At 43.3% G+C, this 23,060-nt stretch carries 22 protein-coding genes; 6 read left to right on the top strand and 16 right to left on the bottom strand.

The genetic code is table 11. The features are described from left to right. The coding region (locus tag WH95_RS11785; RefSeq protein ID WP_157845950.1) for a TRAP transporter large permease subunit at positions 1 to 346 on the top strand (346 nt) is incomplete at its 5' end. 185 nt (positions 347 to 531) lie between these two features. Continuing rightward, positions 532 to 1,722 (top strand): benzoate/H(+) symporter BenE family transporter, encoded by a 1,191-nt coding sequence (locus WH95_RS11780; RefSeq protein ID WP_046507293.1) that lies wholly within the window; start codon positions 532 to 534, stop codon positions 1,720 to 1,722. A 40-nt stretch (positions 1,723 to 1,762) separates the two neighbouring features. On the opposite strand, the gene WH95_RS11775 is transcribed toward WH95_RS11780, so the two are convergent. From WH95_RS11775 to folK, 12 genes are all read right to left on the bottom strand, one after another. Then, positions 1,763 to 2,929 carry a sensor histidine kinase gene (locus WH95_RS11775; protein WP_046507291.1) on the bottom strand — a complete coding sequence of 389 codons (1,167 nt, stop codon included), beginning with the start codon at positions 2,927 to 2,929 and terminating at the stop codon, positions 1,763 to 1,765. Beyond that, the gene (locus tag WH95_RS11770) at positions 2,910 to 3,467 is read right to left on the bottom strand and encodes a methanogen output domain 1-containing protein (RefSeq protein ID WP_046507288.1); all 558 of its coding nucleotides are present in this window, start codon (positions 3,465 to 3,467) and stop codon (positions 2,910 to 2,912) included. Before WH95_RS11770 ends, WH95_RS11775 begins: the two co-directional genes overlap by 20 nt. A gap of 195 nt (positions 3,468 to 3,662) precedes the next feature. Then, positions 3,663 to 5,915 (bottom strand): DNA topoisomerase IV subunit A, encoded by a 2,253-nt coding sequence (gene parC / locus WH95_RS11765; RefSeq protein WP_046507283.1) that lies wholly within the window; start codon positions 5,913 to 5,915, stop codon positions 3,663 to 3,665. A 105-nt stretch (positions 5,916 to 6,020) separates the two neighbouring features. Beyond that, positions 6,021 to 6,794, bottom strand: a complete 774-nt coding sequence (locus tag WH95_RS11760; RefSeq protein WP_245622968.1) for a substrate-binding periplasmic protein — start codon at positions 6,792 to 6,794, stop codon at positions 6,021 to 6,023. Positions 6,795 to 6,873: 79 nt separating this feature from the next. After that, on the bottom strand, positions 6,874 to 7,587 hold the full coding sequence (recO, locus tag WH95_RS11755; RefSeq protein WP_113772016.1) for a DNA repair protein RecO: 714 nt from the start codon (positions 7,585 to 7,587) through the stop codon (positions 6,874 to 6,876). 108 nt (positions 7,588 to 7,695) lie between these two features. Continuing rightward, positions 7,696 to 8,652, bottom strand: coding sequence for a GTPase Era (gene era, locus WH95_RS11750; protein WP_046507278.1), 957 nt, complete (start codon positions 8,650 to 8,652; stop codon positions 7,696 to 7,698). Positions 8,653 to 8,654: 2 nt separating this feature from the next. Then, positions 8,655 to 9,368, bottom strand: coding sequence for a ribonuclease III (gene rnc, locus WH95_RS11745; RefSeq protein WP_046507275.1), 714 nt, complete (start codon positions 9,366 to 9,368; stop codon positions 8,655 to 8,657). Continuing rightward, entirely contained in the window at positions 9,355 to 10,134 is a 780-nt protein-coding gene (lepB, locus tag WH95_RS11740; protein WP_046507374.1) for a signal peptidase I, read from the bottom strand. The genes rnc and lepB overlap by 14 nt, the downstream gene beginning before the upstream one ends. Before the next feature lie 49 nt (positions 10,135 to 10,183). Beyond that, positions 10,184 to 10,591, bottom strand: a complete 408-nt coding sequence (gene acpS / locus WH95_RS11735) for a holo-ACP synthase (RefSeq protein ID WP_046507372.1) — start codon at positions 10,589 to 10,591, stop codon at positions 10,184 to 10,186. Between the two features lie 43 nt (positions 10,592 to 10,634). Next, positions 10,635 to 12,782 (bottom strand): RelA/SpoT family protein, encoded by a 2,148-nt coding sequence (locus WH95_RS11730; RefSeq protein ID WP_046507272.1) that lies wholly within the window; start codon positions 12,780 to 12,782, stop codon positions 10,635 to 10,637. A gap of 120 nt (positions 12,783 to 12,902) precedes the next feature. Continuing rightward, positions 12,903 to 13,277, bottom strand: coding sequence for a DNA-directed RNA polymerase subunit omega (gene rpoZ / locus WH95_RS11725; protein ID WP_046507269.1), 375 nt, complete (start codon positions 13,275 to 13,277; stop codon positions 12,903 to 12,905). A gap of 130 nt (positions 13,278 to 13,407) precedes the next feature. Next, positions 13,408 to 13,920: a 2-amino-4-hydroxy-6-hydroxymethyldihydropteridine diphosphokinase gene (gene folK / locus WH95_RS11720; RefSeq protein WP_046507266.1), complete on the bottom strand. Its 513-nt coding sequence runs from the start codon at positions 13,918 to 13,920 to the stop codon at positions 13,408 to 13,410. Positions 13,921 to 14,395: 475 nt separating this feature from the next. On the opposite strand from folK, the gene WH95_RS11715 reads away from it, so the two are divergent. Then, entirely contained in the window at positions 14,396 to 15,052 is a 657-nt protein-coding gene (locus WH95_RS11715) for a LabA-like NYN domain-containing protein (protein ID WP_046507263.1), read from the top strand. Between the two features lie 84 nt (positions 15,053 to 15,136). Here WH95_RS11715 and smpB read toward each other — a convergent pair whose 3' ends face one another. Together smpB and dapA are read right to left on the bottom strand one after the other, a co-directional pair. Then, positions 15,137 to 15,625 carry an SsrA-binding protein SmpB gene (gene smpB, locus WH95_RS11710; RefSeq protein ID WP_046507261.1) on the bottom strand — a complete coding sequence of 163 codons (489 nt, stop codon included), beginning with the start codon at positions 15,623 to 15,625 and terminating at the stop codon, positions 15,137 to 15,139. 4 nt (positions 15,626 to 15,629) lie between these two features. Continuing rightward, positions 15,630 to 16,523, bottom strand: a complete 894-nt coding sequence (dapA, locus tag WH95_RS11705; RefSeq protein WP_046507258.1) for a 4-hydroxy-tetrahydrodipicolinate synthase — start codon at positions 16,521 to 16,523, stop codon at positions 15,630 to 15,632. Between the two features lie 239 nt (positions 16,524 to 16,762). Between dapA and WH95_RS11700 the strand changes: the two genes are divergently transcribed. The 3 genes from WH95_RS11700 (at position 16,763) to WH95_RS11690 (ending at position 20,643) form a co-directional block, all read left to right on the top strand. Then, positions 16,763 to 18,832, top strand: coding sequence for a lytic transglycosylase domain-containing protein (locus WH95_RS11700; protein ID WP_052741974.1), 2,070 nt, complete (start codon positions 16,763 to 16,765; stop codon positions 18,830 to 18,832). Between the two features lie 123 nt (positions 18,833 to 18,955). Further along, on the top strand, positions 18,956 to 19,639 hold the full coding sequence (locus tag WH95_RS11695) for a haloacid dehalogenase type II (protein ID WP_046507255.1): 684 nt from the start codon (positions 18,956 to 18,958) through the stop codon (positions 19,637 to 19,639). Positions 19,640 to 19,659: 20 nt separating this feature from the next. After that, the gene (locus WH95_RS11690; protein WP_046507251.1) at positions 19,660 to 20,643 is read left to right on the top strand and encodes a threonine ammonia-lyase; all 984 of its coding nucleotides are present in this window, start codon (positions 19,660 to 19,662) and stop codon (positions 20,641 to 20,643) included. On the opposite strand, the gene WH95_RS20620 is transcribed toward WH95_RS11690, so the two are convergent. Next, positions 20,640 to 21,314, bottom strand: a complete 675-nt coding sequence (locus WH95_RS20620) for a bactofilin family protein (RefSeq protein WP_052741973.1) — start codon at positions 21,312 to 21,314, stop codon at positions 20,640 to 20,642. The genes WH95_RS11690 and WH95_RS20620 overlap by 4 nt on opposite strands. Further along, positions 21,295 to 22,890 (bottom strand): M23 family metallopeptidase, encoded by a 1,596-nt coding sequence (locus WH95_RS21700; RefSeq protein WP_052741972.1) that lies wholly within the window; start codon positions 22,888 to 22,890, stop codon positions 21,295 to 21,297. Before WH95_RS21700 ends, WH95_RS20620 begins: the two co-directional genes overlap by 20 nt. Positions 22,891 to 23,060 lie beyond the last annotated feature (170 nt).

The raw sequence follows: 23,060 nt of genomic DNA, 5'->3' as shown, positions 1-23,060 counted from the left end.
TGCGCTTGTGATCGTGATGCTGGTGATGTTTATCCTTGGTTTCTTCCTCGACTTTATTGAAATTACCTTTGTCGTGGTGCCTATCGTTGCCCCAATCCTGCTGATGAGTGATATCAGCCCGGTATGGCTCGGCGTGATGATGGCAATGAACCTGCAAACATCCTTCCTCACCCCTCCCTTTGGCTTTGCGCTCTTCTATCTAAGGGGGGTGGCACCAAAGGAAGTGACCACAATGCAGATCTACAAGGGTGTCATTCCCTTTGTCTTTATCCAGATCATCGCCTTGCTTATTCTGGCGCTCTTTCCGGAACTCGCAACCTGGTTACCGAAAGTTATCTTTGGCTAAATAAAACAGCCTGAAGATACATCAAAAAAAGCCGCTGAAGATAAACTTCAGCGGCTTTTTTATTCAATCACACCTCCGAGATAACTTTGTAACAATGCTTTATTTAAAACAAAGAGAGTATTTGACCCGCTAGGTTAATATGATAGAGTTTAAAAATTATCTATAATATATAAATTGAGATTTTTATGTTGCGTGACCTATCGTTACAAAGTCTATTTATGGGACTATTGGTGGCATTTGTTGGTTTTGCCAGTTCTTTTGCTGTTGTCCTTCAGGGAATAAGAGCAGTCGGCGCGACAGAAGAACAAGCCGCGACCGCATTGATGATATTGTCAATCGCTATGGGGGTATGTGCGATTGTATTGAGCTTGCAAAGTAAGCTCCCCATTAGTGTTGCCTGGTCAACACCGGGTGCAGCATTATTGGCCAGTACAACTACTATTCCGGGTGGTTTTTCCGTTGCTGTTGGCTCGTTTATACTTTGTGCAATATTATTTGTTATAGCAGGCTTGTGGAAACCACTGGAAAAGGCCGTGAATAAAATCCCCTCAGCATTAGCAAATGCAATGCTTGCCGGTATTCTACTTGGGCTGTGTCTAGCCCCCATCAAAGCGATATCCGAAGAGCCTTTATTCGGGCTTTGTATACTTATGGCCTGGATCGTGGCAGGTCGCATAAATAAGCTACTAGCAGTTCCCGCAGCACTTATAGCACTAATATTGATAATGACCTTTGGCATTGATTTTTCAACCGCTGATCAAAGTGAGATGTTCCGCAACATTGTTCCATCATTTACGATTATCATACCTGAATTTTCGATAGCCGGGTTAATTGGCATTACGATCCCGCTTTTTATTGTGACAATGGCTTCACAAAATGTTCCGGGTGTTGCTGTTCTCAAAGTTCATAACTACACACCAAAATCAGGCCCTTTAATTGCTTTTACAGGTCTGTTTTCAGGTATTAGCGCTTTATTTGGCGGGCATGCTGTAAATCTGGCGGCAATCACAGCCGCAATGTGTGCAAGCGAAGATGCGCATCCTGATCCCAAAAAAAGATATTGGTCAGCCGTCATAAGTGGTATTGGCTATATCATATTTGGATTGTTATCTGGCCTTGTCACAACATTCGCAGTGATAGCCCCCAGTATTTTGATCGCTGCCGTTGCAGGACTTGCTTTAATTGGGGCTTTTTCAAATGCATCTTTAGCAGCATTTGATGATACAGACAGCAGAGAAGCGTCGGCGGTTACTTTCCTAGTGACGGCCTCAGGCGTTTCTTTTTTTGGTATTTCCGGTGCTTTTTGGGGGTTATTGGCCGGGGGTATAATACTTTATATGTCACACTTCTTTTTATCGTGGAAAACTAAAGAATAAAAATTTTAATGGTTACGACACCAAAGGCACGGCAATTATTTTATGCTTCTGCTGGAATAATAATTTTAAAGGTGGCACCAACCCCCTTTTTTCCATCAACAAATATGGACCAACCGTGATGCTGAATAATTTGATCTACTGTGGCTAACCCTAACCCATGACCGTCAATTTTTCGATCAGTCTCCAAGCGTTTAAACGGGGAAAACATAGTCTTGGCCATTCGATTATCAAAGCCCATGCCGTTGTCGCTAACGATAATATGAGTTGCCCCCTCTTCATCGACACCGCTGGATATTTTAACAAAGGGTTCTCGGTCTGCATCCCTAAACTTTATGGCATTGAGTATAAGGTTTTGGAAAACAAGCCTAGAAAGAGACAAGTCAGCCTTTATTATTGGTAATTGATCAATTGAGATCGTTGCGGATGCCTTTAGCACTTCGTCTCCAAGATCAGTAACGATACCATCAAGGAGGTCATTTAAATCAACATCTTCAAGTGTAATTTCTGAATTTACACTCCGTGTATATAGCAACAAATCATCAATAAGGGTTTCAAGTCGCAAACCAGATGCTTCCAGAAGATCAAGCCATTCAAGTTCTTTCGCAGGCAGCGTTTTTTCCCACCTGTTCTTTAGATAAGAAAGGGATGTTACTATATGACCAATAGGGGACTTCAGATCATGTGCAGCAATGGCCGAGAAGCGATCAAGGCTCTGGTATTCACTTTCAAGCTGAAGACGTAATTTTTTTTCAAGTTTGAGAACTCTCTTTGCTGTCTCTAGTTCTTCTTGAAGGTGGTGTAATTTTGTAACCATCCCTCCTGTAGGAGCTTTTTCAATAAGTATTAAGGGACATGCCCCGTTGACAGATATGCGTCGCGCGACAAGCCCTTCGACATTTCTCTGTCTTTGGTCACGAGTTAATTCCTGTGCAAAACTGATGGGTAATGGGATATGTCCAGTAACCGCTTTTGCGATATTCAATAAAGATAATAACTTTTCTTTATTGTAGGAAAAACTGATGAGTTTATTCCCCGCTTCCGGTAAAACCTCTAAAGAAGAGAATAAATTAAGTGCTGCCTTATTAATTGCAAGAACAGTGCTGTCCGGGCGACAAACAATAATAGGGTCTTTGATGAACTCAAAAGCCTGAATAATAGCATTTTCATTTTCTTGAGAGGACCAAGTATTAATCTCCGAAATACTCACGTGCGCCCTCACTCATCGTAGTATCATCGTTTTGTATTTGGGGAGAAAGATATATAACGACACGGCACCCTTTATCCCCCAAAGCAATTGTTTTTTCCAAATTAACCCGTGCATAACCTAAATTAGCAGAGGTTATACGACCAAAAACGTTTGACGTCATCATGCATAATGATTGACGTCCATCGACAAACCGTCCAAAGGGACATTTATTATTAATCAATACAATCTTGTTGGCATCGAAACTTTCAATAGAAAAACCACCATTGATCCTGCGCTTTAAATCGACCAGAGCATGGACCACATGTGGTAGGTCAAGTTTATCTGAGGAAAATTGCTCTCGATATTCTTGATCCATAACAGACCCAAGTCTATGCCCAACGATGCTTATAAAGCCCGATGCCTGTTCCATACCGACAACATCTTCAAGAGATTTTGCCAACTCCCTTAACAATTCTCTTAAAAACTGATCACGATCTCTCCCTATTGGAAGATCCTTGAATACCTGATCAAGTTTATCATCTTCAGCACTAAGGGGCATATATTTAAACCTGACATTTAAGTGTTTATATTGATCCATGTTACGTTAATCGCAACTTAAAGAGATCATACAATAAAAACCAATAAAACACCAAATCAAATCTCAAAGATGGCATGAAAATAAATAATTTCGAAATTAAACAAATAAACACCAATGTATATTTAAGTAAAATTTCACATAACTTTATTATTTACTTTACCTGAACTTATTTGTTCTTGGGAACCCAGTAGGTGGCAGGCGTCCTGCACTCGCTCTGCGGCCGTGCCAATCTATGATTTCATTACGGGTCCAGGTGCGGCCGGATGTATCACACCAGGTCAGTCCCTCACCTTTTTCCATGCCATTTTTAAAAGTTTTAATATCTGACAGGCCGCCATCTCTGTATTTCTGAAGAATAACACCGCGACCTCTGGCCATTTCCGGTAATTCTTCTAGCTTAAAGACCAGAAGTTTTCTGTTCTCGCCGATAACAGCAACCATATCATCATGTTCGCCAATCTGGTAGCAGATGAAAGCACTTGCTCCCTCAGCAACATTCAAAACCTGCTTACCAGTACGAGTTTGGGCAATGACATCATTTTCATTAATCTGGAAGCCTCTACCATCTGTAGATGCCAAGAGCAGTTTTTGCCCAGGGCGATAAACAAGGATATCGACAATTTCCTGATCATTTGGTAGATCCAGAATTAAACTTAAAGGTTCACCAAAACCGCGGCCACCCGGCAACTTATCAGCGCCTAATGTATAGAACCGGCCATTACTTGCAAAAACGAGAAGCTTGTCCGTTGTTTGCGCCAAAATAGAGAAACGTCCGGTGTCGCCCTCTTTATACTTGGCATCACTTGTATCTTCCTGATGACCTTTCAGCGCACGTATCCATCCCTTTTCAGAGCAAAGGATCGTCAAAGGTTCTTTTTCAATTACGGCCTCAAGTGGCACAATAACATCGGTTGGCGCATCAGCAACTTCTGTGCGACGCTTGCCAAGTTCTGTTTTTTGCCCATAGGCTTTGCGCAGGTCTTTAATTTGATTGCCGACAATTTCCCATCGGCGCTCTTCACGGGCCAGAATATCTTCGAGATCTGCTTTTTCGGCAGTCAAGTCTGCATGCTCACCTTTGATGGCAATCTCTTCAAGCTTTCTCAAGGCGCGCAAGCGCATGTTGAGAATAGCCTCTGCCTGTACTTCTGAGAGAGAGAAGCGTTTCATCAAAGCCTGTTTCGGCTTGTCTTCTTCCCTGATGATCTTGATGACTTCATCCAGATTAAGATAGGCAATTAAATAACCTTCGAGAATCTCAAGACGGGTTGCAATCTTGCCCAGTCGGAAGTTACTGGCCCGAACAAGAATGACATGACGATGATCCAGAAATGCCTGTAAAACTTCGCGCAGGTTCATTACCCGCGGCACCTGATCAGCATCAAGAACATTCATATTTAAGCTTGCCCGGCTTTCCAGCTCGGTCAGTTTAAATAATGATTCCATCAAGACAACAGGGTCAACATTACGGCTTTTCGGTTCCAGAACAACGCGAATATCTTCGGCAGATTCATCGCGAACATCATTGAGAAGGAAGAGCTTTTTATTGTTAATAAGCTCGGCAATTTTCTCGATCAGTTTTGATTTTTGAACCTGAAACGGAATTTCAGTGATCACAATCTGATACTGTCCGGCCTTCAGGTCTTCTGTTTCCCATTTAGCCCGCACACGGAAAGATCCTCGGCCCGTGCTATAGGCCTGCAATACCGCATCACGCCCTTCGACCATGACGCCGCCTGTCGGGAAATCAGGTCCGGGAATAAAATCAATAAGTTTATCAAACCCCACATTCGGGGTTTTGATCATATAGAGAAGGGCGTCACATATTTCGCCAACATTATGGGGCGGTATTGATGTTGCCATTCCCACGGCAATTCCCTGTGCACCATTTGCCAAGAGATTAGGAAAAGCAGATGGCAGAATACAGGGTTCGTCAGATTCACCGTCGTATGTTGGACGCATATCGACAGTATCTTGATCAATATCCCTGAGAAGCTCCCCGGCAATAGCCGTCAGACGAGCTTCTGTATACCGCATTGCAGCAGCATTATCACCGTCAATATTCCCGAAATTCCCCTGACCATCAATCAGCGGAAATCTAAGGGAAAATTCCTGTGCCAGTCTAACCAGAGCATCGTAGATTGATTGGTCGCCATGAGGGTGAAATTTACCCATCACATCACCGACAACACGGGCAGACTTTTTAAAACCTGACCCCGGATCAAGTTTCAGTTGTCGCATCGCATAGAGAAGACGTCGATGGACAGGCTTCAAACCATCACGAACATCCGGCAAGGACCTGGACATGATAGTTGATAGTGCATAACTGAGATACCGATCAGAAAGTGCATCAACGAAACGAATATCCCGAATTTCCTGGGACGGAACTCTATCTGAAGAACTGCTCATATACCCCTCACAAACTCTTCCGGTATTTTACCTAACAGTTCCGGCGAAGCAACTTGTTTGAGTGAATTTAGATATGAATAAGGGGCTGTTAAGAAAAAGAAATCATCAATTCGTGATAAAAGAAGACAAGTTCACCAATTCATCCCACATACCCTGTTGCTTCATATTTGAAACAGTGTGGTCAAATTCATTTAAAAAATCCTGTCCAAAAGATGATTCATTAGACACTAAAAGAGGAAAGGCAGGACTGGAAGAAATAACAATAGGTAAAACTGTTAGCTGTTTTCCCATGCCGAGTTTCTGTATAAAACTTAAAGAAACGGGGGCTGCGTGAATAATTATATCTATTTGCCCTTGCGCCAAATGTTTCAGGCAAATATCAAGCGTCGGAACAACCAGATACTTCAGGTTCTTTACCTTATAAAAATTTTCAGCCCATCCATTCCCAAGAACATCACAATATTTTTTAGACTTGAGAATAGTATTAATGTCTTTTTCAGACTTAAGCAGATGTTCCTCATCTGAATTAATTCTAACAATTGGTTGAAAATTCAAAGTAAAGACAACGTTTTTCGAGGCACGGGTAAATTTTAAACGTTCTGGTGTTGGCGTTGTTATAAAGGCATCGACCTCTCCTGACCTGACAGCTTCTTGCGCTCTTGCCCAGGGAAGCCCTTGATGCTTTACCGGAATCCCCATTTTTTTATCTATAACAATATCCATTAGCTCTGGAAGGATACCTGTTACAGTATTTGCGGAACCAACAGAAATTGGCGCCCAGGATTCTGCATATGCAATTTTGAATGGTTGCCTTTCTTCTTCATCAGCACGTGAGAAAAAAGAAAAAAACAGCAAACACCCAATAAGGATAATACGCACAGAATTATGCACTCAAACTGCCTCCAGAGAAATCAAGGAGCACATGCTATGGTATGCATTTGGTTTTCACAAATTATAATTAAGAAAAATTTTCGACAAGCCGATCTCTCACAGATGGCAATGTTTTATCATGGGGATGGAACAGATGGCGTTCCAAAAAATGCCCCGCGATTTCAAGGCCTTGATAGATTTCCGTTATGCCTCCTCCGCCCTGACCGAGTAAAAACATGGGGAGAGGAAAAAGCTTGTCCTTGTAGGGTTCTCCGGCAGCTAAAGATACTGCTCGGCCAGATTTGGGACTTATGTATGCCAACTGGTCATTATTTCCACCACCGGCACATGCGCTCAAATCAATACCAAAGCCAAGGGCAGAGAGCTGTGCCAGTTCCCAACGCACATAAATCTCCCCCCAAAAGTCGCTTTCCAAATGTTCAAGCAGCACTAAAAAGCCTTCGAAAAAAGATGGGTTTTCCTCTCTCTCTGGTACTGATTGTTCGCAAATTGCAGCCGCTGATAACAATGCGGCAAGACGCCCCGGTTCGTCAAAAAGGCGGCCTGAAATATTATCCAAGACCTCGGCATCGTAATGTCCCAGGTGTTCCGACAAACGCCCGCCCCACCGAACATGTAAACGGTTACCAGGTTCGTAAGTCGAACGTTTTTTGAGACTTTGCCCCCCCCGAACCAATCCCGCATGTCGTCCGTGTTGACGGGTTAGTACCTGTGCAACCAGATCATTTTCTCCAAATGGCCGTGCAGAAAGAAGTATCCCCTCATCTTCCCAATGTATCATCACCCAACCTCAAAAGAACAACAGGTGAACATACTAACTATTTCCAAACCAGAGATCCAGAAAAAGAATACACGAAATGTTCCGCAACTACAGCAAGCATGCTTGTGCTTAACTGTTAAAATCCAGCCCCATTTCACGGTATCTTTCGGGGTCATCAGCCCATTTTTCACGTACTTTGACGTAAAGAAAAAGATGAACTTTGCGCTCAATCGTTTCTTGCAAGTCTTGCTGGGCCTTGGAACGGATCAACTTGATTGTTCGCCCACCTTTTCCCAAGCACATTGCCTTGTGCTGTTCACGCTGAACATAGATTGTCTGTGATATTTTGACACTTCCATCGTCAAAATCTTCCCAGCTATCAGTTTCAACCGTCAGATTATAAGGTAGCTCGTCATGAAGGTTGAGAAAAAGTTTTTCACGGGTAATCTCTGCCGCGATAGATCGCATTGGATGATCAGATAATTGATCTTCAGGGTAGAGCCACATACCTTCCGGAACCGTGCTTGCCAAATGGTCCAGCAAATCATTGACCCCGTCGCCCTCTTGCGCAGAAATCATAAAGATTTCCGAGAAAACCCCCATTTCCATAAATTCTTGTGCCAAGGCCAAGAGCTTTTCCGGCTTGATAGAATCAATTTTATTCAGCGCCAGAATGGCTTTTTTACTTTGCGTTTCTAATCCAGAGATAATAGCACGGGTATCTTCGCCAATTTTCTTTCTGGATGCATCGTGTAAAACAACAATAATTTCAGCATCCCCTGCCCCCTGCCAAGCGGAAGAAACCATGGCGCGTTCGAGACGTTTTTTGGGTGCAAAAATCCCCGGTGTATCAACAAATATCAGTTGAGCATTTTTATGCATCGCAATACCGCGAATTTGTGATCGTGTGGTTTGCACCTTATGGGTAACAATAGAAACTTTACCCCCGACCATGCGGTTCATTAACGTAGATTTGCCAGCATTTGGTGCGCCGATCAACGCGATAAACCCGCACCTCATATCTGCGGGTAACTGGGTACCAAGCGCATCTTTTAAATCAGAAGGAGTTTCTTCTTTGTTGCTCATCGTTACATGCCATTTTCGCTGATAAATCTTAAGAGCTCTTTTGCCGCTTCCTGCTCGCCCTTACGTTTTGAATTTCCCTGTTTAATGACAGGGTCAAGACCCTTAACAGAAACCTGGATATTAAAAAGGGGGGCATGCGGCGGGCCAGAGCGAGAAACTTCTTTATAAGTTGGTAGTGGCAAACCTCTCCCCTGCGCCCATTCCTGAAGGGTTGATTTTGCATCCTGTGGAGGCGACAAATCCTGGTTTAAAAGCGGTTTCCAGTTTTTTTGAATAAACCTTAAGGCGGCATCATAACCTGCATCCAGATAAAGCGCGCCGATCAATGATTCGCAAACGTCAGCCTGAAGTGCCGGGTTTTCGCGTTCACCACTTTCCTCTTCACCCTTTGCAAGAACAATCAACTTATCAAAGCCAAGTTTTTTCGCCACAAGCGCAAGAGCTTCACGGCGAACCAAGGCGGTAAAACGTTTCGCCAGCGAACCTTCGCTCTCTTTTGGGAAAGAATGCAAGAGCATATCGGCAATCACAAGCCCCAGAACACGATCCCCCAGAAATTCCAGTCTTTCGTAGCTATCAGATACTATTAAATTACGACCACAGGCACTGGGGTGTGTTAGTGCCTGTTTGATTAATTCTGGACGATCAAACTTGTGTTCTAGTATTACCGTAACCGAAGCGATGCTGTCGGCATAAGATATATTAGTCGATGGCATTAAAAATACGCCCAAATCTGATCATTGATGGCCACTTCCAAACTTCCCACCAATCGCCATAGTCTTCGCCACCATCATCACCACGATGAGAAAAGAACAACATATCAGCCCGACCGATAAAGTTTTCGTAAGGAACCGGCCCAACTTCATGCAAGACTCGGCTATCTTTACTATTATCGCGGTTATCCCCCATAAAAAAATAATACCCGTTTGGTACAAGATAAGGTCCAAAGTTATCTAAAGACCAATCATCACTTCTTTCCCAGATTAAATGCTTAACACCATTGGGCAATGTTTCTTCGTATTCTCTGACATTGAGAGGGATTCCATCGCGACCGTCACCAATTCTGACAAGTTTTCGCGGAACGATTTCGTTATTAATGTAGAGTTGTCCTTGTTTTACTTGAATCATGTCACCAGGCAGCCCAATCAGACGCTTGATATAATCAATGTTTATATTGGTAGGCTGTCTGAAAACGATAACATCGCCCCGCTCGGGTTCGCTTCCAAGAATACGACCTTCAAAACTGTCACCAAAAATCTTCGCCCCAAAGGGGAACGAATATTTACTGATGCCATAGGAATATTTAGAGACAAACAGATAATCACCGATCAAAAGCGTCGGTTTCATTGAACTCGATGGAATGTTAAAAGGCTCAAAAAGGAATGTTCGTACGGTCAAGGCGATCAACAGTGCATAGACAACTGTCTTGACAACACCTTCATCTTCTTTTGTTTTTTCCACGTCTTCTGACCCAGTTGTCATTTTGTTCATTCCATCATTATGTCAATCAGATAAAAAATTACCCAATATTTTAACTTTTCTCCGGCACCGCAGAAATGATTACAAAAGCCTGCGCGTGCGGATAATCGTCAGATATAGTCACATGTAACTGAGCTGTCATCCCCTTTGGGACAATATTCTTCAAATGTTCCTGCGCAGCCCCGGTTAGTACCAATACGGGCTGACCATTTGAATTATTTGTAACACCAATATCAGTAAAGAGAACCCCTTGCCGCCACAAACCAGTAGCAAGTGCTTTGGCACAGGCCTCTTTTACGGCAAAACGTTTGGCATAGGTTGCCGCCGGATCAGGGCGAGATTCTGCCCTCTTCTTTTCCTCATCCGTAAAAACCCGCTGAACAAATCGGTCCCCGTATTTTGACAGTGACTTTTCAATACGTCTGATATCGACCAGGTCATTACCAATTCCCAATATCATCACAAACTCGCTGTCGGCGTGTTGTAACAGGAAGAAAAAATCGTCAATTTCTGGCCCGCTCAACAGAGTTAACAACAGACATAGCCCGCAGCGCTGCGGTAATATCAGCCAGATGTTTTACGTCGGTAACCTCAACATCAATCCTCATTTCAAAGAAATCCATGGAACGATGAACAATCTTCAGGTTACTGATGTTCCCCTGATTTTTACCAATAACAACCGATAGGTTACCAAGGCAACCGGGTTCGTTGGCTACAATAAGCTTGAGGCGCCCCGTATGTTGCGGCCCTTCAACTTCCATGGAATCCCATGAAACATCAATCCATCGTTCTGGCGTATCCTGATAATTCACAAGATTATCGCAATCGATCGTATGGATCGTAACCCCCTTACCAGTGGTAACAATGCCGACAATGCGATCACCAGGCAATGGGTGACAGCAACGGGCATAGTGCACGGCCATTCCCGGAATAAGCCCCTTAATGGGAAGGGCATTGTCTTTGGCACCGGATGATTTTTGCTTCTTACGCTGTGTGCCCGGGCTCGGGGATTTTGGCAGAACACGTGCACCAGGATAAACAGCAACCAACACTTCACGGGCCGTATGATGTCCCTGCCCGACACTGACATATAAATCTTCAGCCTGATCCATGTGGAACTTGCCGAGAATGCCTTCAATACCTTTTTCAGTAAACTCGTAACCTTCCTGACGGAAGATTTTCTGAACCATCTGATGCCCGAGAGAGCTATATTGATCCCGCTCTTGAAGTCTTATATAGCGGCGAATACAGGCTTTGGCTTTACCGGAAACAACAAACTTTTCCCAATCCGGTGAAGGGCTTTGATTCTTTGATGTTAGAATTTGAACCTGATCACCATTATGCAGAATGGACCTAAAGGGAACCATGCGCCCGTTAACCTTGGCGCCAACACAGGTATTTCCTACCTCTGTATGAACTGCATAGGCAAAATCAATCGGGGTTGACCCACTCGGCAGGGAAAGTAACGCCCCTTTTGGCGTAAAGCAGAAAACCTGATCCTGGAACATTTCCATCTTGGTATGTTCCAGAAACTCTTCGGGGTTAGAGGCATGGTCCAGAATATCCAGTAGCTCACGGAGCCAGCGGTATTGACGCCCCTCCATATGCTCCCCGCCCTGTTTGTAAGACCAGTGAGCAGCAACCCCCATCTCAGCAATATCATGCATTTCTGCCGTACGGATCTGCACTTCAATTTTGTGCTTTTCCGGACCAATCACACAGGTATGGATCGACTTGTAACCATTAGGTTTTGGCGTAGATATATAATCTTTGAAACGTCCTGGTACCACTGGGTAACTACCGTGTATCACCCCCAACGCCTGATAACAGTTGGCCATATCCTTTACGATAAGACGAAATGCCATAATATCTGAAAGCTGCTCAAAGGTGACAGCTTTACGCTGCATTTTCTTCCAGATTGAATATGGCGCTTTTAGGCGACCAAAGACTTCGCCTTCAATCCCCTGGGCTTTTATCACCCTGTTCAGTTCATCAATAATCTTTTTGGCAAGATTATCTTCATCTTCACCTTTGAGGAATTCTAAACGCTTAACAATAGATTCTCGAGCTTCCGGATTAAGTTCGGCAAAGGAAAGATCTTCCAGTTGATCTTTGAATCTATGCATACCGATCCGTTCGGCCAGCGGCGCATAGATATCCATAGTTTCACGAGCGATACGGCGGCGTTTTTCCTCTTTTTTGATATATTTAAGCGTTTGCATATTGTGCAAACGATCCGCCAACTTGACCAGTAACACGCGAATGTCATCCGACATGGCGAGAACAAGTTTGCGAAAGTTCTCGGCGTATTTACTCTCTTCTGATTGAAGCTCAAGGCGTGTAAGTTTTGTCACCCCGTCAACAAGTCTGGCAATATGTGTACCGAACGCCTTTTCCACCGTCTCCAGACTGGCCTCGGTATCTTCCACAACATCATGCAACAGGGCTGTAATAATAGAATTATGATCCAGCTTCAGGTCCGTCAGGATACCTGCGACTTCAACCGGGTGCGAAAAATAAGGATCGCCAGATGCCCGCTTTTGTGACCCATGATACTTGGTCGCAAAAACGTACGCTCTGTTTATAGCATCTTCATCTGCGTCATGATCGTATGACTTAACGCGCTCAACCAACTCAAACTGACGGATCATGGTGGATCAAACAGCCCTTATGCAAAAATATAGCCTTCCAGAAAATGATACGCCGGGAAAAGGCGTAGGCCAAGCTCTGGAAGGCTATATTCTTAGAATTATTTGCTAAACAGAGTTTATTTACTCAGAATCTTTAGCAAGTTCAGTTGGTGTATCCTCAACAGACATACCGTCAGCGTTTGCATACTGTTCACCAGCATCAGCAGCGATAAGCGCTTCTGGACCAATTGCATCAAACTCAGGCTCATCTTCATCCACTTCAGAAAATGCTGCCTGTTTTTGCAAACCTTGGACCAAAGAAGACTTCACAGCATCAAGGCTGATTGTCTCTTCTGCGATTTCACGAAGAGAAACGACGGCGTTTTTATCGTTATCGCGCTCTACAGTAAGTGGAGCGCCAGATACGATTTCCCGTGCACGTTGGGCTGAAAGCATAACAAGTTCAAAGCGATTAGGAACTTTTTCTACACAATCTTCGACGGTAACGCGTGCCATAGATGATAACTCCAATAGTCGTAGTTCACCCGTAAGGGGGTATTGAATCGGTGCAATATATGAACGGGATCACGAGAACGCAAGGATAATCAACATAATTCCGCTAAAAAACTTCATTTTATCAATCTGTTTAATTTTCCGAAGAATTATCTGAATATTCTATTGCTTCCTGATCCACCGGTATGGTTTTGGAAAGTTCTTTAGCTGTTTTGCCAATCACTGGGTGAAGCCAGTCTTCGTCAATATCTAACAAAGGCAAAAGAACAAAAGCACGCTCATGCATGCGCGGATGGGGAACAACAAGATGATCACCCGGTGTGCTTATAAAATCGTCATAGGCAATCAAGTCCAGATCAAGTATACGTGGAGCGTTAACAAAAGGTCTAACACGACCAAACTCATCTTCGATACGGTGAAGTAATTCCAGGAGTTCATTGGGGGGTAAAGCGGTCTTGATTTGCGCGACCGCATTTACATACCACGGGGCATCAGAAATCGGCACTGGTGCCGTTTTCAACCACCTTGATTGTCTCACGATTTCAACCCCAAGCTCTTCCAGCCTTTCAAGGGCTTTTTTGCATGTTTGCAAAGGAAGACCGTATTTGGGACTCTCTAGGTTAGCCCCAATTGCAATAATGATCACTTGGCTCTTACCTTAAAATGATATTTACGTTCAATTGACCTGCTACTTATCACATCCGGGCAAAACTTAAAGCAGTTGATTGAAGCCCAAACCAAACGGATTTACGCAAAAGAACTTTCTCAACAGTAAATGAATTACAGATAAAGAAGAACTAACTGGTATTATGTGCCCCCCCTTCCCTTTTCACAAAGAGAAGCTCCACAAGTAAAAAGTGTATAATCTGCGGTAATTCCTGTTAAATTAGAACGTCGTACTTACAACCACCAAAAACAGCTAAAATTATAATTTTAATTACCTTTTAATGTATTTTTACTTTAATTTGATTGTTGATAGGCGAACAAAAAAGAGTAAGCTTATAACAATATCGAAAGAATATAATTTCACGAGAGCTGTTACTTAAAATTTATCACCGTATAATCATCGTTAAATTTATATTCTGAATATTTTTAAAATATTTTTATTTAAGGATTTAAAAATGAAATTTTATCCTCAGGAACGCGTAGCCTTATTCATTGATGGATCTAATTTATATGCCACCGCGCGCGCACTGGGATTTGATATTGATTACAAAAGGCTTTTATCTCTATTCGCAGAACAGTGCAGCCTGGTACGCGCCTTTTACTATACAGCCTTAATCGAAGATCAGGAATATTCCCCCATACGCCCGCTTGTTGATTGGCTTGACTACAATGGTTACACAATGGTTACGAAGCCAGCGAAAGAATTTACAGACGCTGCTGGTCGTAAAAAGATCAAGGGAAATATGGACATTGAATTGGCAATTGATGTCATGGAAATGTCAGAACATATTGAGCATATAGTTCTATTTTCTGGTGACGGAGATTTCAGAAGACTTATCGAAGCCGTTCAACGCAAAGGCGTTAAAGTCACAGTTGTCTCTACAGTTCGCAGTCAACCTTCGATGATAGCTGACGAACTTCGGCGCCAAGCAGACATCTTCCTTGATCTTATCGAACTCAAAAGCGAAGTCGGCCGAAAAGTGTCCGACAATCGCCCGTCGCCCCCTAATCCTATTCAGGCACTGGATGAACAACCGGTTGATGAAGACGATTACGATGACGAATATTACGACGATGATGAAGATTATGATGATGTCGATGACAGAGACTAAAATGTCAATCCGCTAAAAAAAACAAAAGGGGCCATGGGAAATTCCATGGCCCCTTTTTTAAATATTTATGGTGATCCGAAATTCTTATCCACGATCCCTAAGAATACGAGATTGCTGACGTTTCCAATCTCGTTCTTTTTCTGTGTGACGTTTGTCGACAGCTTTCTTACCACGTGCAAAGCCCAGATTAATTTTGGCAATACCTCTGTCGTTAAAATAAAGAGACATTGGCACAATAGTATAACCATCCCTGCGACAAAGCCCGATCATCTTTGCCAGCTCTTTACGATGAACAAGCAATTTCCGATGACGCTTCGGTTCGTGATTAAAACGGTTTGCTGCCTCATAAACAGGTATGTTGGCATTTATCAAAAAGAACTCGCCCTCTTCTTCACTGGCATAGGCTTCTTGTATAGATGCCTTGCCTGTACGAAGAGATTTTACCTCTGTCCCAGTCAGAACCAAACCAGCCTCTAGGGTGTCTTCGATATTATAATCGTAACGAGCGCGGCGATTAACCGCGACCGTATTTCCTTTTCCAGACGAAGCGCTTTTCTTTTTTGACTTAGCCATAAACTTAACCGTCGATTAGACCTGCATGCGCCATAGCCGCACGAACGCGATCTTCGGTTTCCTTACTTACGGGTAAAAGTGGTAAACGAAGACGATTAGCACCCCATCCCAAAAGGCTCATACCATATTTAACGGGTCCTGGACTTGACTCTATAAAGAGAACCTCGTGCAGAGGTGTCAGGATGTCATTAATTTGGCTGACTTTCTCATAATCCCCTGCCCACCAGGCTTCATGCAGGTCTGAGCAAAGTTTAGGCGCTATATTGGCCGTCACAGAAATACAACCGTGTCCACCAAGAGAAAGGAAAGGTACGATTGTCGCATCTTCGCCACTCAACAATGTAAAGTCGTCACCACAGGCAAGGCGTGTTCTTACGGGTAATGCCAAATCTGCCGTCGCATCTTTTATCCCTTGAATACGGGGCAACTCTGAAAGTCGTTTAACCGTCTCTACATCTATATTTACAATGCTACGGCCCGGTACATCATACAGGATAATAGGAATATCTGTATTATCGTGAATAGCTTTAAAGTGCTGGAAAAGCCCTTCTTGTGAAGGCTTGTTGTAATAAGGGGTCACAACAAGGGCAGCATCTGCGCCAACCTCTTGAGCATGGCGGGTGAAATCAATGGCTTCACGTGTAGAGTTAGACCCAGCACCAGCAATAACCGGTACCTTGCCCTTTGCTACTTCCAGACAGAGTTCTGTTACACGTTTATGTTCGTCGTGACCTAGGGTTGGCGATTCCCCCGTAGTTCCGACGGGGCATACCGCGTGGCTCCCTTGATCGATCTGCCACTGTACGAAGTTCTGAAACCGTTTCTCGTCAACATCACCATTTTCAAGCATGGGTGTTGCAAGAGCTGGAAAAGAGCCTCTAAAAAGCGGGCCGGTCATAGCGATACCTCAAAATATCATCGTTGCGTAGTCAAAAGGGCCGAATGCCTTAATGAAAGGCGGAGAATAACGACAGTTTTGCATTGCGAAAAGGCCAAATAAAGGCTTTGGTGTTATTTCTTTAATAGTTAAGGGATATCCTTGGTAAATATATACAGATTTGCCACTAGAATCGCCCCTGTCTAATTTGTGATCATCCTTATGTGGTCAGGATCGCGAGAGACTGTTAAGGTTTAACCATGTTTGAAATTACGCGCCGGCTTCGGAAAGCCAAATCAGTAAAATTAATCGGAATTCTCGGGATTCTCGGAAGTATTAGCCTTTTTCAGGGGACGTCCAATACATTTCTGTTGTCTTCATTCGTTACGAATGCAAACGCAAATACGACATCAGAAATAAAAGATTTAATGACCGACAAGGCAATATTTAAGTCTGTTGCACAGCATGTATCCCAAAAACAATACTCACGCGCCCTCGCCCAAGCTAAAAAAATCCAAAAGCCTCTGCTAAAGGATATAGCCCTTTGGATGATATACTCCAATGACGGTTCGACACGTGACTTTGAAGCACTTACCAAGTTTACGGATGAGCCTCATAATTGGCCGCGACAATCAAGACTTTTACGAAATGCAGAAAAGGTTCTTCCTGATACATATTCTCATCAACAGGTTCTTTCCTGGTTTCAAGAAAGCTCGCCCAGAAGTTATAACGGGCTTACACGATATATTTCTGCTCTTAACGCAACAGGGCAAGCTGATAAATCTGAAGCAACGGTTAAAGATTTTTGGATAAACCAATATTTGGGTAAGACAGACGAAAAAAAATTTATAAATAATTTCAAGTCAATAATCACGACCCAAGATCATATAGAGCGACTGGATATCTTAATCTGGAACAAACATTTTGTGGCTGCGGAACGACAGCTATCCAGAGTACCTAACGATTATAAGAATCTTGGCAAAGCTAGAATTGCACTTCTTAAAGGAAAAGGGAACGTTGATGGCCTAATCAACAGAGTTTCCCCTGAGCTTAAAAATGATCCATCCCTGATTTACGCGCGGGCCAGATGGCGGTTGAAAGCCAATAAAAACCAAGAAACAATCGAACTTCTTGACCCTCCGATCCCCACCGCACCACAAGCCGAAAAGTGGTGGCCAATACGCCATTGGGCGGCAAGAAAAGTTTTGGTTCAAAAGAAGTATGAAAAGGCCTATCGCATTGCTTCCGGCCACGGCCTGACAGAAGGTGTGGGATTTGCCGAAGGTGAGTTTCTGGCGGGATGGATTGCTCTCAGAAAGTTGTCGATGCCACGGCGGGCCTACACACACTTTCATCAGCTTTATAACGGAGTTAAATCCCCAATTAGCAAGGCCAGAGCCTCATATTGGGCTGGTCGAGCGGCAAAAGACATCGGTCATGACGATTGGGCAACACGCTGGTATAGCCTGGCAGCCACACACAGAACTACTTTTTATGGGCAACAGGCCAGCTATGAAATTGGCCAAGAGCCTATAATAGCCACGGCACATAAAGAGGTTGATCCGACACAACTCGCAACATTTAACAGCAAGAAAATTGTCCGCGCCATTAAACTTCTGGATCAACTTGATCAAGATAAATTAGTCATAACATTTTTAACCCGTCTTCGCCTGGATGCCCAGACAGATCAGGATCACATCTTGACCGCAGAATTAGCGCAAGAAGTATCCCATCCGAATATTGCCCTTAGAACCGCTAAGTCCGCACGACAAAAAGGAATACTCTTGCCTGATCTTCTTTATCCAGAGATGAAAATTGACACGATTAAAGACTCACATGCTGACCCCGCTCTTGTCCTTGCACTCATCAGGCAAGAAAGTGAATTTAACCACAAGGCGATAAGTCATGCTGGAGCAAGGGGATTAATGCAATTAATGCCTGCGACGGCCAAATCCGTGGCAAAAAAAGAGAAATTGTCCTATAAAAAACGAAAACTGACGGATGATCCGACCTATAACATACAACTTGGAACTGCTTATTTATCTGATCTGATTGGATCATTTAACGGGTCTTATGTTATGGCCCTGGCTGGATATAATGCAGGACCACATCGCGTTCGAAAATGGGTAAAGGATTATGGCGATCCAAGACATCCTGATGTGAATATTATTGATTGGATGGAACAAATTCCCTTTAACGAAACCAGAAACTACGTCCAGCGAATTCTGGAAAGCCACGTCATATATAGAAGTAAACTTAACCAAGATACGACGACAATTACAGGTAATCTTCCCTTTTCTTTATGGGGTCACACAAATTCTGGCGGATAAAACCGTTATGTATTCGTGGCCTTCCCCAAGGCTTATCACTCAAAAGATCCCAAACTTACTAATCTAGAACTGCTGCCGTATCCCAAATAACCTTATTCTATTCATTTTCTATGGTGAACTGACATGACTGCCCCAAACATTAAGGCATTTGTATTTGATGCCTATGGTACTTTGCTTGACGTACATTCAGCAGTTCGCAACATGTCCGACGAAATAGGGCCAGATGCGCAGAATATTTCAGAAATCTGGCGCACCAAACAATTGGAATATTCATGGTTACGAAGCATGATGCAGGCCCATAGTGATTTTTGGCAAGTCACTTCTGATGCCTTGACCTATGCGATGAAATATCACGGCATAGAAAATCGAAAATTACATGATAAGCTCATGAATATGTATCTTAACTTGACATCTTACAAAGACGCTGTAACCACTTTAAAAGAAATCAAAAATCACAAATACTCTACGATTGTTTTAAGTAATGGATCCCAAGGTATGCTTAATAAATCTATAGAAAATGCAGGACTACATCCTTTGCTAGACAAGGCAATTTCTATTGATGAGGTTGGTGTTTATAAGCCAAGTCCGAAAGTCTATGAACTGGGTACTGATTATGTACAATGCAAACCGGAAGAAATTTTATTTGTATCAGCAAATGCTTGGGATGTGGCTGGCGCAAATCACTTTGGCTACAGAGTAGCCTGGATAAACCGCTTCAAACGTCCGCCAGAAATACTCCCCGGTAAGCCAGAATTTATTATTGAAAGCCTTTCTGAACTTGAACAGCTCTATCAATCTAAAAAATAACGTTTTTCGGAAATTTTACGATGTCCTCATTAACTCTACCGACTTATCAGGATTTACTTGATGCTCAACAACAGTTGAATGGTAAGTCAATTTATACGCCACTTCTTGAAAACGCGACGTTAAATCATCTAACGGGCGGTCGCGTATTTTTGAAGGCAGAAGTGCTCCAGCATACTGGTTCCTTTAAGCTCAGAGGCGCATATAATTTCATAAGTACACTAACAGAAAAGCAAAAAAAACGTGGCCTGTTAACCTATTCATCAGGGAACCATGCCCAGGGTGTTGCTTATGCCTCTAAATTATTGGGGGCGAAGGCAACGATCATAATGCCCAGTGATGCCCCGCAAATTAAAATCGACAATACACGCGCTTACGGTGCCGAAGTAATCCTCTATGACCGATATAATGAAGACAGGGAAACAATAGGTGCAAACATTATGCACTCTTCTGGCGCCTTATTGATCCCCCCTTATGATCACCCTCTTATAATTGCAGGGCAAGGTACTTGCGGATTGGAAATCCTTGAACAATTATCCCCACAAGGAGTTCATTTGGATGCAGTTGTTTCTTGTTTTGGTGGTGGTGGTTTAACATCAGGGATCGCACTTGCCTTTGAGCAGAAATCCGCAAGCACCAAAATCTATTCTGCCGAACCTCAAGGTTTCGATGATATGGCGCGATCCTTAGTATCAGGAAAACGTCTGAGTAACGAGGTATCTGCGAGATCTATCTGTGACGCCGTTTTGACGCCAACGCCGGGACAAGTAACTTTTTCGATCTGCAATGATCTTCTGGAACAAGGGCTGGTTGTTACAGATGACGAAGTAAAAGCAGCGGTTAAATTTGCCTTTAACACCCTGAAGGTAGTGGTTGAACCCGGTGGCGCCGTTGCGCTAGCCGCTATTCTACATAAAAAGATAGAAACAAAGAAAAAGGCCATCGCCCTTACCCTGTCCGGGGGGAATGTTGACCCTTCAATTTTTAAAATGTGCCTAGAAAGTTAGTTTGAACTATTCCATGATGAAGAAGCTCCATAGATACTGGATTTCTTTTCATCCTTTTTCTCTTCGGCCTTAGCTTCACTTGCTTCTGTCTTGACTTCGCTTAAGGGTGATGTCGATGACATGGCACCAGAACCTGACGTTGTCGGCAAGACAGAGTTGGCACCGCCTACAGATCCACTTTCAACTGCACTCACGGGGCTACTGCTTGCAACAGCAGACGATGCTATCTTTGGTGTTTCGGCATCTGAAATCGTGCTGACAGTTGAACTAGATGACGGTTCCGGTTTATCCGAAATACGTCGGAATTGCCCCTCAACCTGTGCTCCGGCTTCAATGGCTATCGATTTATGGAGTATATCACCCACAACTTTAGCAGTACTTGCAAGTGTAATGGTATCGGCATTTAACTGACCACTGACCATTCCGCAAACACGTACTTCATCTGCTTTTACAGAACCGGTAACCACAGCTTTTTCGCCAATAGTTACTGCACGGCAAATAACATCACCCTGTACATTACCATCTATCTGTAGGTCACCAGTAGAGGTTAAATCACCAACAAGATTTAAATCAGGACTCAAAATAGAAGGTATCCCCGAAGGAGCAAGTTTTTTAGGAGTATCTGTTGTAGTGGCAACTTTTGTGTTTGTTTTACTGGACTTTGAAAACATGTCGACCTGCCAAAATAAATTTACGGGGATCTACGGGCTTATTATTATAACGCACTTCGTAATGAACGTGAGGCCCTGTACTCCGTCCAGAATTTCCAAGAAGCGCTATTTTTTCTCGGTGGGAAACTTCTTGTCCCTGTTTTACGAGCAATTTTCTGAGGTGGCCGTATCTTGTACGGATACCGTTACCATGGTCAATTTCAATCAGGCGACCGTAACGTCCGCGCCAACCAGCATACACAACCTTACCAGGTGCTGGTGCATAAATTGATGATTTCATCGGCGCAGCCATATCCAGGCCATTATGCACAGCAGTTTTCCCAGTAACGGGATCGCGACGTTTTCCGAATGAGCTTGTGATGCGATACTGATCAATTGGTGTTGTTAGTGGCAGCTTGGCAACAACATCCTGCAAGGTTTCCCAGCGTGTCAATTGCATATCCAGCATATTCACCGAAGCCTCGAAATCAGCACTTTCCTGAATTTCATCCACAGGGATATAGGGTCCCCCCTGTCCTGTATCCAGATTTTCAGACCCCAGGAGTGAATCCAAGTTGAGACCAGTCATTTCGACAGTTTTCTCAATAACACCCAAGCTGTATTTAGATCGCTCTGTTAGGCGGTCAACAAGTTCACGTTGAATATTAGAAACTTCGATAAGTGAATTTTGAAGCTGCCCAACTTCTTTTTCCAGACCTTCGTTATCATTACGATACATCTCAAGTATAGACGCTTGCTCAATAAACTTCTGTCTGGCTTCCTGCGATGATTTATCTGCAACGCGTCGTGCTTCCATAAGAGAAGCCATTTGAGCTTGCTGTTCTTCAAAAAGCTCGTCTTTTTCTGCAATCTGTCCCTTAAGACTAACGATTTCTGCTTCAAGGTTTTCAACATTAGCCAAAATGGAAACTTTATTGTTTTCCAATTCTTCCTTAGCCGAAGTAACAGCAGCAAGCTCTTCTTGAAGTTTTAAAAGCTTACCGCCAAGCATTTTACCAGCTTCAGCAGATTTAAATCTCTCTTCTTCAGAAGTTGCCAACACCTGACGCAACTGTTTAGCTTGAGTTTCAAGGGCTTCACTTTGCCCAGCTATCGTTTCCAGATCATCTTCAAACTGATCAAGCTTATCTTCCAGAACCTGTCGCGCCAATGCAACGCGCGCGCGCTCATTTTCAGAATTCTTTAAATTAACAACCTTGGTACTTTTATTGGTATCAACTTCATCGCCATCTAACAGACTGATAAGCTGATCCTGATTTTCCTGAAGATCTTTCGTAATCTTTGAGAACTGAGTGTGGTACTCACCAACTTGTTGTAACAAGTCAAAATAGTTGAGCTTTTGTTCCTCTATGATCGTATCTTTGTGAGCCAGTCTTTGTTCCGTATAGAACATTGAACCTGAAGAGAAAGCAACCCATCCGGTTAGGGCTAGTACGCTTGTTGCAATGGTTTTCTGCAAGCGAGGTGTTAGTCGGATAAATCTAACCTGATCATGAGAACGGATATGGATTTCACGCAGAGCAAAAACCTGATCAACTTTAAGCTTTGCTTTTCGCGCGAACTCATGCACGTCCATTCTTCCCCCCTCGTACTTTTACATCTGTGTCTTTACAAAATATCCTGTACCGGAAGTTTTGTATATAGGATGGCAAATAATTCTGGACGAATTTATACATCATGATTTCACTTCTTTCAAAGAGAAACCGCGAACAAATTCTATTTGTCTGTACAACAGGAAGCATTTTG

The sequence above is a fragment of the Kiloniella litopenaei genome, from assembly GCF_000982415.1.
GTDB classification, from domain to species: Bacteria; Pseudomonadota; Alphaproteobacteria; order Kiloniellales; family Kiloniellaceae; genus Kiloniella; species Kiloniella litopenaei.
This window is presented reverse-complemented; position numbering and strand designations above follow the sequence as displayed.

What these genes read in the sequence shown, in the direction of transcription:
- lepB (WP_046507374.1), bottom strand. Translation starts at nt 10,134, where the DNA reads ATGACAACTGGGTCAGAAGACGTGGAAAAAACAAAAGAAGATGAAGGT.
- smpB (WP_046507261.1), bottom strand. Translation starts at nt 15,625, where the DNA reads ATGGCTAAGTCAAAAAAGAAAAGCGCTTCGTCTGGAAAAGGAAATACG.
- WH95_RS11690 (WP_046507251.1), top strand. Translation starts at nt 19,660, where the DNA reads ATGTCCTCATTAACTCTACCGACTTATCAGGATTTACTTGATGCTCAA.
- WH95_RS11695 (WP_046507255.1), top strand. Translation starts at nt 18,956, where the DNA reads ATGACTGCCCCAAACATTAAGGCATTTGTATTTGATGCCTATGGTACT.
- WH95_RS11780 (WP_046507293.1), top strand. Translation starts at nt 532, where the DNA reads ATGTTGCGTGACCTATCGTTACAAAGTCTATTTATGGGACTATTGGTG.
- WH95_RS11700 (WP_052741974.1), top strand. Translation starts at nt 16,763, where the DNA reads ATGTTTGAAATTACGCGCCGGCTTCGGAAAGCCAAATCAGTAAAATTA.
- WH95_RS11715 (WP_046507263.1), top strand. Translation starts at nt 14,396, where the DNA reads ATGAAATTTTATCCTCAGGAACGCGTAGCCTTATTCATTGATGGATCT.
- era (WP_046507278.1), bottom strand. Translation starts at nt 8,652, where the DNA reads ATGAGCAACAAAGAAGAAACTCCTTCTGATTTAAAAGATGCGCTTGGT.
- rpoZ (WP_046507269.1), bottom strand. Translation starts at nt 13,277, where the DNA reads ATGGCACGCGTTACCGTCGAAGATTGTGTAGAAAAAGTTCCTAATCGC.
- WH95_RS11730 (WP_046507272.1), bottom strand. Translation starts at nt 12,782, where the DNA reads ATGATCCGTCAGTTTGAGTTGGTTGAGCGCGTTAAGTCATACGATCAT.
- recO (WP_113772016.1), bottom strand. Translation starts at nt 7,587, where the DNA reads ATGATACATTGGGAAGATGAGGGGATACTTCTTTCTGCACGGCCATTT.
- dapA (WP_046507258.1), bottom strand. Translation starts at nt 16,523, where the DNA reads ATGACCGGCCCGCTTTTTAGAGGCTCTTTTCCAGCTCTTGCAACACCC.
- acpS (WP_046507372.1), bottom strand. Translation starts at nt 10,591, where the DNA reads ATGATATTGGGAATTGGTAATGACCTGGTCGATATCAGACGTATTGAA.
- WH95_RS11770 (WP_046507288.1), bottom strand. Translation starts at nt 3,467, where the DNA reads ATGCCCCTTAGTGCTGAAGATGATAAACTTGATCAGGTATTCAAGGAT.
- rnc (WP_046507275.1), bottom strand. Translation starts at nt 9,368, where the DNA reads ATGCCATCGACTAATATATCTTATGCCGACAGCATCGCTTCGGTTACG.
- parC (WP_046507283.1), bottom strand. Translation starts at nt 5,915, where the DNA reads ATGAGCAGTTCTTCAGATAGAGTTCCGTCCCAGGAAATTCGGGATATT.
- WH95_RS20620 (WP_052741973.1), bottom strand. Translation starts at nt 21,314, where the DNA reads ATGTTTTCAAAGTCCAGTAAAACAAACACAAAAGTTGCCACTACAACA.
- WH95_RS21700 (WP_052741972.1), bottom strand. Translation starts at nt 22,890, where the DNA reads ATGGACGTGCATGAGTTCGCGCGAAAAGCAAAGCTTAAAGTTGATCAG.